We start from the raw sequence: 15,691 nt of genomic DNA, 5'->3' as shown, positions 1-15,691 counted from the left end.
AGCGTGGTAACATGTGGAGCTGACTGATACTAATCGTTCGAGGACTTAACCAATTTTTAAAGGCAAACTCGTTTTACAACTTCTTCTGAAATTATCTAGTTTTGAGGGAATGAAACCTCAACTCTTTTTGAGTCTGGTAATAATGGCGAGAAGGTCACACCCGTTCCCATACCGAACACGGAAGTTAAGCTTCTCAGCGCCGATGGTAGTTGGAACTTTGTTCCTGTGAGAGTAGGACGTTGCCAGGCAAACGAAGCACAATCTTAATAGGGTTGTGCTTTTTTGTGTCTTCCTGGGGACTGGATGAAAAAACTTTGGTACCCTTTTGCTTGATTTTTAAAGGTTTGAGGGAACCAAAACCCACTTTTGGTTCCCTCAAACCTAATTTTTTATAGAAAGAGGGAACCAAAATACTTTTTTGACTCCCATACCCACTATTTCTTAAGATTAAAGGAAATCAAAGCAGCACTAATCCTCCAGTAAGTCTACAATTAACTCATCAGGTACTCATAGATCAAAAACGGTCCTTTCTGTAGCGTAATCTCCAAAAAGGTTTTAATAAAAGGATAATCTCGATTCGGCATCATTTTTGTTAGCTCGCTCCACCATTCTGTTTCATATCTTGCAATCATACTTAAATTATAAAGCAGAAGATAATGGACCATTAATTCTGGGAAAACAAATAAATTTTCCTTTTTCAGCGGTAATACAAAAGAACTATTTTCTAGATTGTATTTAATCGGTGAAATCCCAGTAAATGTACTTTTGTTGAATTGAAACAGAAGTCCTTCCTTTGAAAACTCAATCTGATTTCCTGATTTTGATGTAAGAAATTCCTTTAGTCTATCCTCTGTCATATGATACTGATCCAGTATTTTTTCTGGTACTACCAATTGCCCATTCTGAGTATATATGGGTGTAAAAGTGCTTTTCGACTCATGTATCATAAATAGATCATCTAATTCTGGAACGAGCTCTAGTAGCTCTTCCATCGTAATCTTATCCCCTTCCAATTGTTTCATATGAAACATTTTTTCTGACATAAAAGGAAAGAGTCCATTTTTTTGAAACTTCACTTCATCCTGAAAAAATTGGTAGTTTTGTTTTTTTCTCTTTCGAGTTGAAACTCCATGAGCTAATACAGATGTCGTTTCGGGATATGCCGGGTCGATTGTTAAAATACATGCTTTTATTAAATGGACGAGACCGTAAAAAAGTAAAATGGGTTTTAAAATAAGCGGTGCGTTCTCTGCCTGTTGGTAATAAACTTGCCCATGTTCGAGATAATAGAGAAAGGCATAGCAGTTTTCATAGCTTTTTTGATCAGGGTTATCGATATTACACTTTTTATAATTGTTTTTTAAATAGGTCTGGCAATGTTCTGCAGAAAAAAAACTTGCATAGCTTTTCCATCCATTAAAGTCTGTTGCCAATGGTAATCACCTTTTTCAGAAAAGTTTGACTAAATCGTTCTCCTTGACAGTATTTTGTCCAATTGATAATCTACAATTAAAAATTTTTTCCTGGAGGCCATAAAAATGTGGGAGAGTAAATTTGCTAAAGAAGGTTTAACGTTTGATGATGTCCTATTAATTCCTGGTAGATCAGAAGTACTGCCGCGTGATGTAAATCTTCAAGTAGAGTTATCGCCTAAAGTAAAGCTAAATATCCCAATTATCAGTGCAGGGATGGATACCGTAACAGAAGCTGAAATGGCGATTTCAATGGCTCGCCAGGGTGGTCTGGGTATCATCCATAAAAATATGACGATTGAACAGCAGGCTGAACAGGTTGAAAAGGTTAAGAGGTCAGAGAGTGGTGTTATTACTGATCCGTTTTACCTAACTCCAGAGCATCAGGTATATGACGCTGAGCATTTGATGGGCAAATATCGAATTTCAGGAGTGCCGATTGTGAATAATCTGGATGAGCAGATTTTAGTGGGTATTATTACCAACCGAGACTTACGTTTTATTCAAGATTACTCTTTTAAAATCTCAGATGTGATGACAAAGGAGAATCTTGTAACAGCTCCAGTAGGAACCACATTAAAAGAGGCAGAAAAAATCCTTCAAAAATATAAAATAGAAAAGCTGCCGCTAGTAGACGACCAAGGTGTGTTGAAAGGGTTAATCACCATCAAGGATATTGAAAAAGTAATTGAATTTCCAAATTCAGCAAAGGATAGTCAGGGCCGTTTATTAGCTGGTGCAGCAGTTGGAGTAACAAAGGATACGATGCTGCGTATCGAAAAGCTGGTAAAGGCAAATGTTGATGTCATTGTTGTAGATACAGCTCATGGCCATTCAAAGGGTGTCCTCGATACTGTTAAGGAAATAAGAGGTCAATACCCTGATTTAACAATTGTAGCAGGAAATGTGGCAACGGGAGAAGCAACAGCAGCATTGATAGAAGCAGGGGCGGATGTTGTGAAGGTCGGAATCGGACCTGGCTCCATTTGTACAACTCGAGTTGTAGCAGGTGTAGGTGTACCGCAAATCACGGCTGTTTATGATTGCGCTACAGAGGCTAGAAAATATGGCAAGACAATCATTGCAGATGGCGGCATTAAATATTCAGGCGATATCGTAAAGGCACTTGCAGCAGGGGGCCATGCGGTTATGCTAGGAAGCATGCTTGCAGGAGTAACCGAGAGTCCAGGAGAAACTGAAATTTTCCAGGGGCGCCGCTTTAAGGTATATCGCGGTATGGGCTCTGTAGCAGCGATGGAGAAGGGTTCAAAGGACCGTTATTTCCAGGAGGATAATAAGAAGTTTGTACCCGAAGGAATCGAGGGGCGCCTGCCTTATAAAGGACCATTAGCGGAGACTATTTACCAATTAATCGGCGGTTTACGTTCCGGAATGGGCTATTGTGGAACAAAGGACCTAGAAGAATTAAGAAATAATGCTCAATTTGTAAAAATGTCAGGGGCTGGACTCCGAGAAAGCCATCCTCACGATGTTCAAATTACAAAAGAAGCACCTAATTACTCATTATCATAAGAGACAAGGACAGAGAAGCGAGCTTTCTCTGTCTTTTTTTTGTAAAAAGATAGTCCTATCCTCTGTCTATGATTTGAACTTTAGTTATGTTAAAATAACCAAAGTGTACAAAATCGTTGGAGGGTATTATTGTGAATAGACTTTTTTATCGAAAACTTATCGCCAGCTCCTTGGCAATGATCATGACTTTTAGCCTTTTTGCAGGCATAAATAAAGCAGAGGCAGAAACTGTGGGATTAGATGTTAATGCATCCGGAGCAATATTAGTTGATGCTGATACGGGCATGATTCTTTATGAAAAAAATTCTGAAACCGCTCTAGGAATTGCAAGTATGACTAAAATGATGACAGAGTACCTACTTTTAGAAGCAGTAAAAGAAGGGAAAGTAAAGTGGAATCAAGAGTATTTGGTTTCACCTGAACTTTCAAAAATGTCACATGACAATAGTTTAAGTAATGTTTTTTTGCGTGTTGAAGCAAAGTATAAGGTAGAAGATTTATATGCGGCGATGGCGATTGAATCTGCCAATGCCGCTACAATGGCCATTGCTGAAATTGTTGGCGGATCTGAAGCAAAGTTTGTAGAAATGATGAATAAAAAGGCAGCAGAGCTTGGTCTGAAAACATATAAGTTTGTAAACTCTTCAGGTTTAAATAATCGTGATATTTTAAAGCACTTTCCTGAAGTTGTGGGTGACCCTGATGAGGAAAACATCATGTCTGCAAAGGATGTTGCGTCATTAGCATCGCATTTATTACATGACTTCCCTGAGGTACTGAAAACATCCAGCATCCCAGAAAAGATTTTTGCAAAGGGTACGGAAGATGAATTTGTAATGGACAACTGGAACTGGATGTTAGAAGGATACGAAGAGCTTGCAGCGGATTACCCAAATTATCAACAATTTGTTTATGATGGTTTGGATGGGTTAAAAACGGGCTCTACTCCTTTTGCAGGTTATAACTTTACGGGAACAGCTATTAGAGATGGTCAACGATTTATATCTGTTGTTATGAATACAGGTTCCCAATCGGAACGCTTCAAAGAAACAAGAAAGATTCTAGATTATGCCTTTAATAATTTTAAAAAGGAAGAAATTATACCTAAGAATTATCAAGTTAAAGGCAAAAAGACTTTACCTGTAATCAAAGGTAAAGAAGACCAAGTGAAGGTTTATACAAAAGATGCTGTTAACATGGTCGTAAAGAACGGGGAAAAGGGTAATTTCAAAACTGTTTTAACTCTCGATAAGAAGAAGGTTAATAAACAAGGCGAACTTACTGCACCTATAAAAAAAGGTGAAAAGGTTGGAACTTTAAGCATTCAAACTAAGGATGCTGAAACTTTAGGGTTTTTAACTGAAAAAGGACAAAACGATATTTCTGTTGACGTCATTGCAGCTAATGATGTTGAAAAAGCAAATTGGTTCGTTCTAATGATGAGGGGAATCGGCGGATTCTTTGGAAACCTTTGGGGAGGCATCTCTTCAACGGTTAAAGGTTGGTTTTAATAGTTAGGAAAAATATAGCAAAAGGATTCTTGTCTTGACAGGAATCCTTTTTTGTTGCTTTAATGAATTTAGGAGAAACAATCTATTTCCGAACAAATTAACAATATTTCCTAATTTTATACGTTAATTTTTTGTAATATTTATAAAAGTTAAACTTACAAGGGGGATTTATCGTGAAAACAGGTACAGATCGAGTTAAACGCGGAATGGCCGAAATGCAAAAGGGCGGCGTCATTATGGACGTTGTTAATGCAGAGCAGGCAAGAATTGCAGAAGAGGCTGGTGCGGTAGCTGTTATGGCTCTAGAGCGTGTACCATCTGACATCCGTGCAGCTGGCGGAGTTGCTAGAATGGCTGACCCTAGAATTATTGAAGAGGTACTAAATGCAGTATCAATCCCTGTAATGGCAAAGGCAAGAATTGGCCATATTGTCGAGGCACGCGTGCTTGAGGCAATGGGAGTTGACTATATTGATGAGAGTGAAGTTTTAACTCCAGCAGATGAAGAGTATCATTTATATAAAAGTGATTTTACCGTTCCATTCGTATGCGGCTGCCGTGACCTTGGTGAGGCTGCCCGCAGGATTGGTGAAGGAGCTTCTATGCTTCGTACAAAAGGCGAACCTGGAACAGGTAATATCGTTGAAGCTGTACGCCATATGCGTAAAGTAAATGGACAAGTTCGTAAAGTAGTAGGAATGAATGAAGATGAGCTTATGACTGAAGCAAAGCTATTAGGAGCTCCATTTGAGTTACTCCTTGAAATAAAGCGCCTCGGCCGTCTTCCGGTTGTTAACTTTGCAGCTGGCGGTGTTGCCACTCCTGCTGATGCGGCATTGATGATGCAGTTAGGTGCTGACGGAGTATTCGTAGGTTCAGGAATTTTTAAATCGGAGAACCCAGCAAAGTTTGCAAGAGCTATTGTTGAAGCTACTACTCATTATCAAGATTACAAATTGATTGCTGAGCTTTCTAAAGACTTAGGTACACCAATGAAAGGTATCGAAATCTCATCCTTGGCTCCTGAAGCTCGCATGCAAGATAGAGGCTGGTAGATTATGGTGAAGATTGGGGTACTTGCCTTACAAGGAGCTGTTCGTGAGCACATTCGCTCTATTGAGGAATGTGGGGTTGAAGCTGTTGCGATTAAGCGAAAAGAAGAATTAAAAGAGGTAGATGGCCTGATTCTTCCCGGTGGTGAAAGCACAGCGATGCGCCGATTGATTGATAAATATGATTTCATGGATGCACTTAAGGAATTTGCGGCGGAAGGTAAACCGATGTTCGGTACATGTGCAGGTCTAATTCTTTTAGCCAAAAACCTAGTTGGCCATGAGCCGCATATTGGTGTGATGGACATTACGGTTGAACGCAATTCCTTTGGCCGCCAAGTCGATAGCTTTGAGGCAGACCTCGCGATCAAGGATGTGGCTCAGAGTTTCCCAGCAGTCTTTATCCGTGCGCCTCATATTGTTGAGGCAGGTTCAGAAGTGGAAATTCTTTCGAAGCACAATGGCCGCATTGTGGCCGCACGTGAAGGTCAATTCCTTGGCTGCTCATTCCATCCAGAATTAACAGATAAGCATGACCTTACGGCTTACTTTGTTGACATGGTAAAGGAAACAAAAGCAAAACAATTGGTATAATTTGATTGCATTTGGTAGATAATTATAGTAAATTTTTAATAAATAAATAAAGTTAAAGCAATGAGAGGAACTAGTAACAGGAAGTTCATTCTAAAGAGAGCCGGTGGCTGGTGTGAATCGGTGTTTGGAGCTTGTGAATCCCTCCTCGAGCAAGGTGCGGAACACCCTATATGGGTCAGTAAGTACTTTCGGTATAAACCGTTAATTTTTTTCAAGGTGGACAGACTAATAGCTGTCAACCAGGGTGGTAACGCGGGTAACTCTCGTCCCTGTTTTTGGGGACGGGAGTTTTTTGTATTTATTTAATCTTTTAGGAGTTGATAGGTATGCTTGATATTAAATTGTTACGAGCGAATTTTACTGAGGTGAAGGAAAAACTACAACACCGCGGGGAGGATTTAACTGATTTAGGAAAATTCGAGGACTTGGATCAGAAGAGACGTGATTTAATTGTTGAGGCTGAACAATTGAAAAGCAAACGTAACGAGGTTTCTCAACAGGTTGCAGCACTAAAACGCGAAAAAGCCGATGCTGATCATCTTATTGTGGAGATGCGTGAGGTGGGCGACAGAATTAAAGTATTGGATGAGGAGCTCCGCAGTGTCGAGGAAACACTTGATTTGTTATTGATGAGCATTCCCAATATTCCTCATGAAAGTGTTCCAGTTGGTGAAACGGAAGATGATAACGTTGAAATTAGAAAATGGGGGCATGTCCGCGACTTTGAATTTGAAGCGAAGCCGCACTGGGACGTTGCAGACCATTTAGGAATACTTGACTTTGAACGTGCGGGCAAAGTTACCGGCAGCCGCTTTGTTTTTTATAAAGGGCTTGGGGCTCGCTTAGAGCGTGCACTTATGAACTTTATGCTTGATCTCCATGTGGATGAACATGGTTATAAAGAAATTCTACCACCCTATATGGTTAACCGTGCGAGCATGACAGGTACTGGACAGCTTCCTAAATTCGAGGAAGATGCATTCTTAATTGAAAATGAAGATTATTTCCTAATTCCAACCGCAGAGGTGCCTGTCACCAATCTCCATCGTGATGAAATCTTAAGCGGAGATGAGCTTCCCATTCGCTTTGCAGCCTACAGTGCATGCTTCCGTTCTGAAGCTGGCTCTGCAGGGCGTGATACTCGAGGATTGATTCGCCAGCATCAATTTAACAAAGTAGAACTAGTAAAGTTTGTTAAGCCAGAGGATTCTTACGAGGAGCTTGAGAAACTAACAAGCGATGCAGAGCGCGTCCTTCAATTACTTGAGTTACCTTACCGTGTGTTAAGCATGTGTACAGGTGACCTTGGCTTTACGGCTGCAAAAAAGTACGATATCGAGGTATGGATTCCAAGCTATGGTACCTACCGTGAAATTTCTTCTTGCAGTAACTTTGAAGCTTTCCAGGCTCGCCGTGCCAATATACGTTTCCGTCGTGATCCTAAGGCAAAACCTGAGCATGTTCATACGCTAAATGGATCTGGCTTGGCAATTGGAAGAACAGTCGCTGCTATCTTAGAAAATTATCAGCAGGAAGATGGTAGTGTGGTCATCCCGAACGTGTTACGTCCGTATATGGGAAATAAAGAAGTTATTGTGCCAGACTAAAATAAAATAATTTTATTTGATAATTTGTTGACAGATATAAATCATTATGTTAATCTATATCTTGTCAACACGGAGGAATACCCAAGTCTGGCTGAAGGGATCGGTCTTGAAAACCGACAGGCGGGTCATACCGCGCGGGGGTTCGAATCCCTCTTCCTCCTCCATTAATTTTATTATAATCGCGCATAAAACTGGAGATAAAATCCGTCCCAAGCAATTGGGCGGATTTTTTTACGTATTTCTTTAATTAATAAAAAAAGAAGCACATATTGGATTACCCAATATGTGCTTTTGTTATATTTAATATTTCTTTTAATCGCTCATCCACTTCACGGCACACGCGTATCGCATCTTCAGGTCTTTTAACAACATCCGTATTGTCCATATCAATAATCAGGACATCACTAGCATTATAGTTATTAATAACCCACTCATCATAACCCTTCCAAACTTCAAAGTAGTATTCCTTAAGTTCTGGGTTAATTTCAAAGCTTCTGCCGCGGGCCATAATACGATCAATGACCGTATCGAAGGATCCTTTTAAATAAACCATTAAATCAGGAGCCTTTTTTGGAAGTTCATTTAACTCTTCCATCATGTTTTCCACTAGATCTTCATATATTTTAAATTCAAGTTCAGAAATTCTGCCTAGATTTTTGTTTACATAAGCAAAATACCAATCTTCATAAATAGAGCGATCTTGAATCGTGTAAATAGGCTCTCTCCAACTCACACAATCTTTTACCGTTTTAAACCGTTTATTTAAGAAAAACAATTGTAAAAGGAAGGGAATTCTCCGTGCGTCTAGTTCCTCAGGTGTTAATTCGTAATAAAGAGGAAGAATCGGATTATCATCAACAGCCTCATAAAAGACCTTACTCTCAATGCCGCTTTTTTGAAAATGTGCATTTAATGTATCAGCTACACTTGTTTTACCAAGACCAATCATACCACCAATAACGATACTCACTTACATCCCCCAATTCTCATACTATGTTTGTCGTGCTGCTTTTTTTTAATGAGCTTACAAGCTTTTCAATAATAAACTGTAAATCATCTTCATTTTTCACAAAATCTACTTCATCACCATTAAAGCGTAAAACAGGAATTTCTGGATGTGTTTGCTCAAAGCTCGTTATCGTTTGCTCGTAATCAATGGATAGCTGTTCTAAATATAAGGGACTGATATTTTTCTCTACTTCACGGCCTCTTATTTTTATTCGCTTAAGCAGAGTATCTAGACTCGCATTGAGATAGATAATTACATTGGGCTTTGGCATGTCTTCTGTTAGGAGCTGATATATTTTATAATATTTTTGATATTCATCGGAGCTTAAAGTCCTCTGGGCAAAAATTAAGTTCTTCAAAATATGGTAATCTGCTACAACAGCCTGATTTTTACTTAAGTAGTGGGTATTAATATCCCCTAATTGCTTATAGCGATTGCAGAGAAAGAACATTTCCGTTTGGAAACTCCACTCTTCAATATTGTCATAAAATTTCCCCAAAAATGGATTTTCATCAACAATCTCTTTTAATAAAGCAAAATTAAATTGATCTGAAATGGCTTTTGCGAGAGATGTCTTACCCACACCAATCGGCCCTTCAACGGTAATAAAGGGAGTATACCCCATTTTTAAGATCCTCCTTCTCCAACTGCCTGCGATTTCTATGTTATCCAGCAATATGCCGGAAGTACTAAATTCAAAGTTCAATAAAGGCACAAATAATATATTATCATAATCTGACGCAGGAAGGGATATGGAAATTATAGAAGGAGTAATTAAAATGTCGATTATATGAAAAAACTGCCGAATTACGGCAGTTTATGTTAAGAAATAATATTAACTTCTTTTGACCACATTGAAATTTTCAACAATTAACAGCCAATTTTGTGGAAATGCTAAGCCCAGCTTCCAATAACTCATCCCTCGAATCTTTAACTCCTTAATCAAATTAAACTTTGCCTGAATGGAGCGTGCATCCTCAAACCAAACCTCATGCCGCTTGCCGTCTTCAGCCGTATATCGGAAGAAAGGGGCTTGTGCCTTTGTATCATACTGAATCTGGACCTTGTACCTAGCTGCAAGTTCAATGGCCTGTTGTGGACTTACTGCCTTTGCTACAGAGCCTTGAACGAATGGCAGTGTCCAGTCATATCCATATAAGTTCTGTCCCATCATGATTTTATTAGGGGGCATTTCCGTTATTGCATATTCCAACACTCTTCGAACCTGATCAATGGGGGAAACTGCCATGGCAGGTCCGCCACTGTAGCCCCACTCATAAGTCATAATCACAACAAAATCAGCAATCTGACCGTGTGCTCGATAGTCGTGTCCTTCATACCACTTTCCTTTTTGTGTGGCACTTGTTTTAGGAGCAAGGGCAGTTGACATTAACCAGCCTTCCCTTTGGAACCGTGCCTTTGCCTTTCGTAAAAATGCGTTATAGGCTTCACGGTCAGCAGGCCGTAAAAATTCAAAATCAAAATGAATATCTCGAAACCCGTACTTGTTTGCAGTAGCCACAATATTGTTTAAAAATCTATCTTGAATCGGGATATCATTAAGTAAAATACGGCCTAATTCATCGCTAAATTGATCATTTTCTTGGTTATTGATAACCATCATTAATACATTTCGATTGGCTCTAGCAATGGCTGGAAAGTTATTTAATAATGGTTCCTTTAATGAGCCATCACGAAGAGCTTGAAAACTGAATGGGGCTAGATAAGTCAAATAGGGTGCTGCTTCCCGTGCGCTGCTTTCTAGGATTGGTGCTACAGATGTACCACGGGGTTCTACATAGGCATTAAATTCTGCTCTTCTTTTAGATGCTTGCGGGATATAAAGACGAAATCCGACATAGAGCTGCTGGTTCAATGAAATACGATTCACTGAGGCAATCTGTTGGTAAGGCACACCTGTTTTTTGCCCAATGGACCATAGACTGTCTCCAGGCTGTACATAATAAAAACTGCCAACGATCGGAATCACCATTGCTTGACCGACGACAAGATTATTTGGATTAGGGATGTCATTTGCTTCAACAATATCATTAACTGTTGTGTTATATGTTCTGGCAATGGTGGTTAAAGATTCATTACTTTTCACAACATGAATTTGCATATTCTTCCCCTCCTAAGCAAGAACGCTACATTTATTCTATGAGTGAAAGAATTAATTCATGATATAATGGAAAAAATATCAATCTTCTGTGATGAAACTTTTGAAGGTAATATAGGGTGGTAATCCTTTTGATAATTGAAGAATTTACTGATGAATATTATATGAAAGAAGCTATTAAGGAAGCGAAGAAGGCAGAGGATTTACGAGAGGTGCCAATTGGAGCAATTCTCGTTATCGACGGGAAAATTATTTCCCGTGCACATAATTTACGCGAAAGTAAACAAAGTGCAGTTGCCCATGCAGAGCTGCTGGCAATAGAACAGGCGTGCAAGAAAACAGGTTCATGGCGTCTAGAGAATGCACATCTTTATGTCACGCTTGAGCCCTGCGCCATGTGCTCAGGAGCGATTATCCTATCAAGGGTAAGTAAAGTAGTTTTTGGTGCATCTGATCCAAAGGGAGGATGTGCAGGAACGTTTATGAATCTCCTGCAGGATGAACGGTTCAATCATCAAAGTGAAGTAAAGAGCGGTGTGTTGGAGGAAGAGTGCGGCCAGTTACTTTCTGACTTCTTTCGTAAGCTCCGAGAACAAAGGAAAATAGTAAAAAAACAATCCTTACAGGAATTTACAATTGATAAAGATTGATTTTTTTATTGAAAGTTAGTATACTAAGAAGGCGTCATATAAGGCGCCTAAAATTATTATCAACTTTGCCGTGCTAGGCGGGGAGGTAGCGGTGCCCTGTACTCGCAATCCGCTCTAGCGAGGCTGAATCCCTTCCCGAGGCTGGTATCCTGTAGGGTCCGGCTTAAGTAAGTGGTGTTGACGCCCGGGTCCTGCGCAATGGGAATCCATGAACCATGTCAGGTCCGGAAGGAAGCAGCATTAAGTGGAAGCTCCCATGTGCCGCAGGGTGGCCTGGGCCGAGCTAACTGCTTAAGCAGCGCCTATGGGTGCGAAGTCGACGGAAGGTGCACGGCAGTTTATAATGTAAAAACAACTCATCTCAGTGAAGAGATGAGTTTTTTTGTATTCTCCTAGAAAAATTGAAAAATTGAAAAGGGTTAAGTTATAATGGATAGGATAGAAACTTTGGAGGGGGCGATGTTTTTGGCTTATCAGGCTTTATATCGTGTTTGGCGTCCTCAGCAATTTATTGATGTAGTAGGACAAGAACATGTTACGAAAACATTGCAAAACGCCCTACTTCAACAAAAAATTTCCCATGCCTATTTATTTAATGGGCCGCGAGGAACTGGTAAAACAAGTGCAGCGAAGATATTGGCTAAAGCAGTAAATTGTGAACGAGCACCCATTTCAGAACCCTGCAATGAATGTGCTTCCTGTAAGGGAATTACGAATGGTACAATCTCTGATGTGTTAGAATTTGACGCAGCCTCTAACTCAAGAGTGGAAGAAATGCGGGATGTTCTAGATAAGGTAAAGTTCGCACCAACCTCTGTACGCTACAAGGTCTATATTATTGATGAAGTGCATATGCTATCGATTAGTGCCTTTAATGCTTTGTTAAAAACATTAGAAGAACCACCTCAGCATGTTATCTTCATATTAGCCACGACTGAGCCGCATAAAATACCACTAACGATTATCTCTCGATGTCAACGATTTGATTTTAGACGGATTACAGCACAATCTATTGTAAATCGAATGAAGTTAATCGTTGAAGAAACTGGGGTTAATTGTGAAGAGGATGCTCTAAAAATGATTGCGAGAGCGGCTGAAGGTGGTATGCGTGACGCATTAAGTCTTTTGGACCAAGCTATTTCCTTTAGCCAGGAAAGTGTAACAGTTGAAGATGCTTTAACGGTAACGGGATCTGTTTCACAAGGTTTCTTAAACAAACTTGCAAGGTCTGTTCTCGAAAAGGATGTAGCCAGTGGTTTGGAAGCCTTAGAGGAATTGTTATTTCACGGGAAGGATCCTTCAAGATTTATCGAAGATTTTATTTTATACTACCGAGATATGCTGCTATATAAAACAGCACCTAATCTTGAAGAGTCATTAGATAGAGTCTTGCTAGATGAGGAATTCCTTCAAATTGCTGAGTCTGTTCCTTATGATCAGATTTATCAGCTCATTGAATTGTTAAATAAAACGCAACAGGATATGCGATGGACTAACCATCCAAGAATCTTTTTAGAAGTAGCAATTGTTAAGCTGTGTCAAACGGAGATAAAACAGCAAGAACAAATGCCTTCTGGACAAATGGCTCAACTACTGACCAAAATAGAACAGCTAGAGCATGAACTACAACAGTTAAAAACGAATGGACCAGCCGTGGTCCAAGATGCAGCGCCGCAAAATGCCCAAAAGCCTGCACAAAGAAGTTCAAGAAAAGGATTCCAGCCTGCTGTTGGAAGAATAAATGAAGTATTAAAGAGTGCAACAAAGAATGATTTAAATCAAATTAAAGGCAAATGGGGTGACATGAGAGGACGGTTAATGAAATCTCATGCAGCTTTATTAAATGAAGCAGAGCCTGTTGCTGCTTCAGCCAATGCTTTTATTTTAAAATTTAAACATGAAATTCACTGTCAAATGGCAATGGATAATAACCGTTTTATCGAGACGATTACGCTTGCTCTTCAAGAGTTAACAGGAAATAGATATCTTGTGCTTGGGGTACCAGAAGAGCAATGGGGTACGATTCGAGAAAACTTCTTAAGTACTCAGCATCAAGTTGAAGGAGAAACACTTGAGTCTAAATCAGAAGAAGAGCCGCATATTGCGGAGGCCAAAAACTTGTTCGGTGCTGAGTTTGTTGAAATAATTGACTAATTAATTGGAGGTAAACAGATTATGCGTGGTGGAATGGGTAATATGCAAAATATGATGAAGCAAATGCAAAAAATGCAAAAGAAAATGGCAGAGGCACAAGAAGAACTAGGACAGCAGAAGATTGAAGGAACAGCTGGCGGCGGTATGGTAACCGTCATTGTAACAGGACATAAAGAAGTGGTAGATGTACAAATTAAACCTGAAGCTGTAGACCCTGATGACATCGAAATGCTTCAAGATCTTGTATTAGCAGCAACAAACGATGCTTTAAAAAAGGTTGAAGAGCTCACGAACAATACAATGGGCCAATTTACAAAAGGAATGAATCTTCCATTTTAAATTAATGATGATCAAGCATATGCGCCTTTTTAAAGGCGCATATGCTTTTCTAGGAGAGGAATAATAACGAATGTATTATCCAGAACCGATTTCTAAGTTGATTGACAGTTTCATGAAGCTGCCTGGTATCGGACCTAAAACGGCTGGTCGATTGGCTTTTTATGTTTTAAGTATGAAAGAAGACACTGTACTGGATTTTGCTAAGGCGCTTGTAAATGCCAAACGAAATTTATCTTATTGTTCTGTCTGTGGTCATATTACTGACCAGGATCCGTGCTATATATGTGAAGACCAACGTCGAGATAAGAGTACAATTTGTGTCGTTCAAGACCCTAAGGATGTCATAGCGATGGAGAAAATGAAGGAATTCAGTGGTAAGTACCATGTCCTGCATGGTGCGATTTCACCTATGGATGGTATTGGTCCAGAGGATATTAATATACCTGACCTCCTAAAGCGTCTTCATGATGAAACCGTACAGGAAGTAATCTTAGCAACAAACCCCAATATTGAAGGGGAAGCGACAGCGATGTATATTTCTCGTTTGCTGAAACCATCAGGTATTAAAATCACAAGGATCGCTCATGGTCTTCCTGTTGGAGGAGACTTAGAATACGCAGACGAAGTTACCTTATCAAAAGCTCTTGAGGGAAGAAGAGAAATTTAATAAAAAGCAGAGTCCGGGGGAATAACAATGTTTTTTAAACGTAAAGGGTGGCTGCGTAAAGAGTCTGATGGAAAACTTTTAACTCAGTTACAAGAATATAAAGAACATTGGCAGGAGCAAAAGCAATTGTTAGAAAAAAGTTTTGACCCTTCAGAGGAAGCAATTTGTCAGACAAAAATTGCCCAAGCAAAGTACTTCTTTCTATTAAAGGTAGCAAAAGAAAAAAATGTAAGTATAAAAAGGTAAATATCTAGATATTCCTGTTCAAGGTCTACTTCTTATAACTTGTACATATGTTGTTATAAAAAGAGTTGAAGGGGGATAGCTTTTTGGAACCAATTTTAATCATTTCGATATTAGGCGGGCTCGTACTTATTCTGTTGTTTTCTGGGGCTCCTTTTAAGCCAGCAAGATTTATTGGTCAAGCTGTAGTCAAACTATTAATTGGAGCACTGCTATTATTCTTCTTGAATACAGCGGGTAATAGTTTTGGTATTCATGTGCCTATTAATTTTGCAACATCGGCTGTATCAGGTTTTCTAGGAATTCCAGGATTAGTGGCGCTGGCTGCCATTCAAAAGTTTATTATCTAAATCTAAACTGCCGCTGAAAAACAGCGGTTTTTTACTGCTCAAAAAACAATTACATTTAATTATGTAAAAACTATTGACCAATTGAGGGATGTGCTGTAATATATGAAAAGTCGTCACAAGCGATAGCGAAACACATGAAAAGTTATTGACATTGATAACTTGATTATGATATATTAATAAAGTCGCTTTTGAGCGAAAGAGTAAAATTGATCTTTGAAAACTAAACAAACAAGAACGTCAACAAACAATTTTTTAGCTTTTTTTAAAAAGCTAAGCCAACGTAACAAATGAGCTATATCAACTTTCTTGGAGAGTTTGATCCTGGCTCAGGACGAACGCTGGCGGCGTGCCTAATACATGCAAGTCGAGCGAATCAAGAGGTGCTTGCACC

The 15,691-nt window shown here is 39.4% G+C and carries 15 protein-coding genes, 1 tRNA gene, 2 rRNA genes, 1 other RNA gene and 1 other annotated feature; of the genes, 15 read left to right on the top strand and 4 right to left on the bottom strand.

The features are described from left to right. Nucleotides 1-132: 132 nt before the first annotated feature. Nucleotides 133-248, top strand: a 5S ribosomal RNA gene (gene rrf, locus M3189_RS26215). A 243-nt stretch (nt 249-491) separates the two neighbouring features. Here rrf and M3189_RS26210 read toward each other — a convergent pair. Further along, nucleotides 492-1,433 (bottom strand): YaaC family protein, encoded by a 942-nt coding sequence (locus M3189_RS26210; protein WP_251639720.1) that lies wholly within the window; start codon nt 1,431-1,433, stop codon nt 492-494. 105 nt (nt 1,434-1,538) lie between these two features. Between M3189_RS26210 and guaB the strand changes: the two genes are divergently transcribed. From guaB to M3189_RS26180, 6 genes are all read left to right on the top strand, one after another. Then, nucleotides 1,539-3,005, top strand: a complete 1,467-nt coding sequence (gene guaB, locus M3189_RS26205) for an IMP dehydrogenase (RefSeq protein WP_251639718.1) — start codon at nt 1,539-1,541, stop codon at nt 3,003-3,005. A gap of 176 nt (nt 3,006-3,181) precedes the next feature. Next, entirely contained in the window at nt 3,182-4,516 is a 1,335-nt protein-coding gene (locus M3189_RS26200) for a D-alanyl-D-alanine carboxypeptidase family protein (protein ID WP_251639729.1), read from the top strand. Between the two features lie 170 nt (nt 4,517-4,686). Continuing rightward, nucleotides 4,687-5,571 carry a pyridoxal 5'-phosphate synthase lyase subunit PdxS gene (gene pdxS / locus M3189_RS26195; protein WP_251639727.1) on the top strand — a complete coding sequence of 295 codons (885 nt, stop codon included), beginning with the start codon at nt 4,687-4,689 and terminating at the stop codon, nt 5,569-5,571. 3 nt (nt 5,572-5,574) lie between these two features. Next, nucleotides 5,575-6,162, top strand: coding sequence for a pyridoxal 5'-phosphate synthase glutaminase subunit PdxT (gene pdxT / locus M3189_RS26190; RefSeq protein ID WP_251639716.1), 588 nt, complete (start codon nt 5,575-5,577; stop codon nt 6,160-6,162). A 51-nt stretch (nt 6,163-6,213) separates the two neighbouring features. Beyond that, nucleotides 6,214-6,436 (top strand) — a binding site (T-box leader). Between the two features lie 52 nt (nt 6,437-6,488). After that, nucleotides 6,489-7,769: a serine--tRNA ligase gene (gene serS / locus M3189_RS26185; protein WP_251639714.1), complete on the top strand. Its 1,281-nt coding sequence runs from the start codon at nt 6,489-6,491 to the stop codon at nt 7,767-7,769. A gap of 71 nt (nt 7,770-7,840) precedes the next feature. Continuing rightward, nucleotides 7,841-7,933: transfer RNA gene (locus M3189_RS26180), tRNA-Ser, on the top strand. Between the two features lie 110 nt (nt 7,934-8,043). Here M3189_RS26180 and M3189_RS26175 read toward each other — a convergent pair. The 3 genes from M3189_RS26175 to M3189_RS26165 form a co-directional block, all read right to left on the bottom strand. Next, on the bottom strand, nt 8,044-8,739 hold the full coding sequence (locus tag M3189_RS26175; protein ID WP_251639712.1) for a deoxynucleoside kinase: 696 nt from the start codon (nt 8,737-8,739) through the stop codon (nt 8,044-8,046). Between the two features lie 16 nt (nt 8,740-8,755). Next, on the bottom strand, nt 8,756-9,403 hold the full coding sequence (locus M3189_RS26170) for a deoxynucleoside kinase (RefSeq protein ID WP_251639709.1): 648 nt from the start codon (nt 9,401-9,403) through the stop codon (nt 8,756-8,758). Nucleotides 9,404-9,613: 210 nt separating this feature from the next. Continuing rightward, entirely contained in the window at nt 9,614-10,900 is a 1,287-nt protein-coding gene (locus M3189_RS26165) for a glycoside hydrolase family 18 protein (protein ID WP_251639707.1), read from the bottom strand. A 134-nt stretch (nt 10,901-11,034) separates the two neighbouring features. Between M3189_RS26165 and tadA the strand changes: the two genes are divergently transcribed. From tadA to M3189_RS26125, 8 genes are all read left to right on the top strand, one after another. Then, nucleotides 11,035-11,547, top strand: coding sequence for a tRNA adenosine(34) deaminase TadA (gene tadA, locus M3189_RS26160; protein WP_251639724.1), 513 nt, complete (start codon nt 11,035-11,037; stop codon nt 11,545-11,547). A 68-nt stretch (nt 11,548-11,615) separates the two neighbouring features. Continuing rightward, nucleotides 11,616-11,881, top strand: an RNA gene (ffs, locus tag M3189_RS26155) — signal recognition particle sRNA large type. Nucleotides 11,882-12,012: 131 nt separating this feature from the next. After that, complete coding sequence (gene dnaX, locus M3189_RS26150; RefSeq protein ID WP_251639705.1) at nt 12,013-13,701, top strand: DNA polymerase III subunit gamma/tau; 1,689 nt, start codon at nt 12,013-12,015, stop codon at nt 13,699-13,701. A gap of 18 nt (nt 13,702-13,719) precedes the next feature. Beyond that, nucleotides 13,720-14,040, top strand: coding sequence for a YbaB/EbfC family nucleoid-associated protein (locus tag M3189_RS26145; protein ID WP_251639722.1), 321 nt, complete (start codon nt 13,720-13,722; stop codon nt 14,038-14,040). A 70-nt stretch (nt 14,041-14,110) separates the two neighbouring features. Beyond that, a complete protein-coding gene (recR, locus tag M3189_RS26140) occupies nt 14,111-14,707 on the top strand; it encodes a recombination mediator RecR (protein WP_251639698.1) in 597 nt (198 codons plus the stop codon). Between the two features lie 27 nt (nt 14,708-14,734). Further along, nucleotides 14,735-14,953, top strand: a complete 219-nt coding sequence (locus M3189_RS26135; RefSeq protein WP_251639687.1) for a YaaL family protein — start codon at nt 14,735-14,737, stop codon at nt 14,951-14,953. Between the two features lie 83 nt (nt 14,954-15,036). Beyond that, nucleotides 15,037-15,300, top strand: coding sequence for a pro-sigmaK processing inhibitor BofA family protein (locus M3189_RS26130; protein ID WP_251639684.1), 264 nt, complete (start codon nt 15,037-15,039; stop codon nt 15,298-15,300). A 303-nt stretch (nt 15,301-15,603) separates the two neighbouring features. Beyond that, a 16S ribosomal RNA gene (locus tag M3189_RS26125) occupies nt 15,604-15,691 on the top strand; the annotation flags it as partial.

The organism is Neobacillus niacini (assembly GCF_023715415.1).
GTDB classification, from domain to species: domain Bacteria; phylum Bacillota; class Bacilli; order Bacillales; family Cytobacillaceae; genus Neobacillus; species Neobacillus niacini_C.
This window is presented reverse-complemented; position numbering and strand designations above follow the sequence as displayed.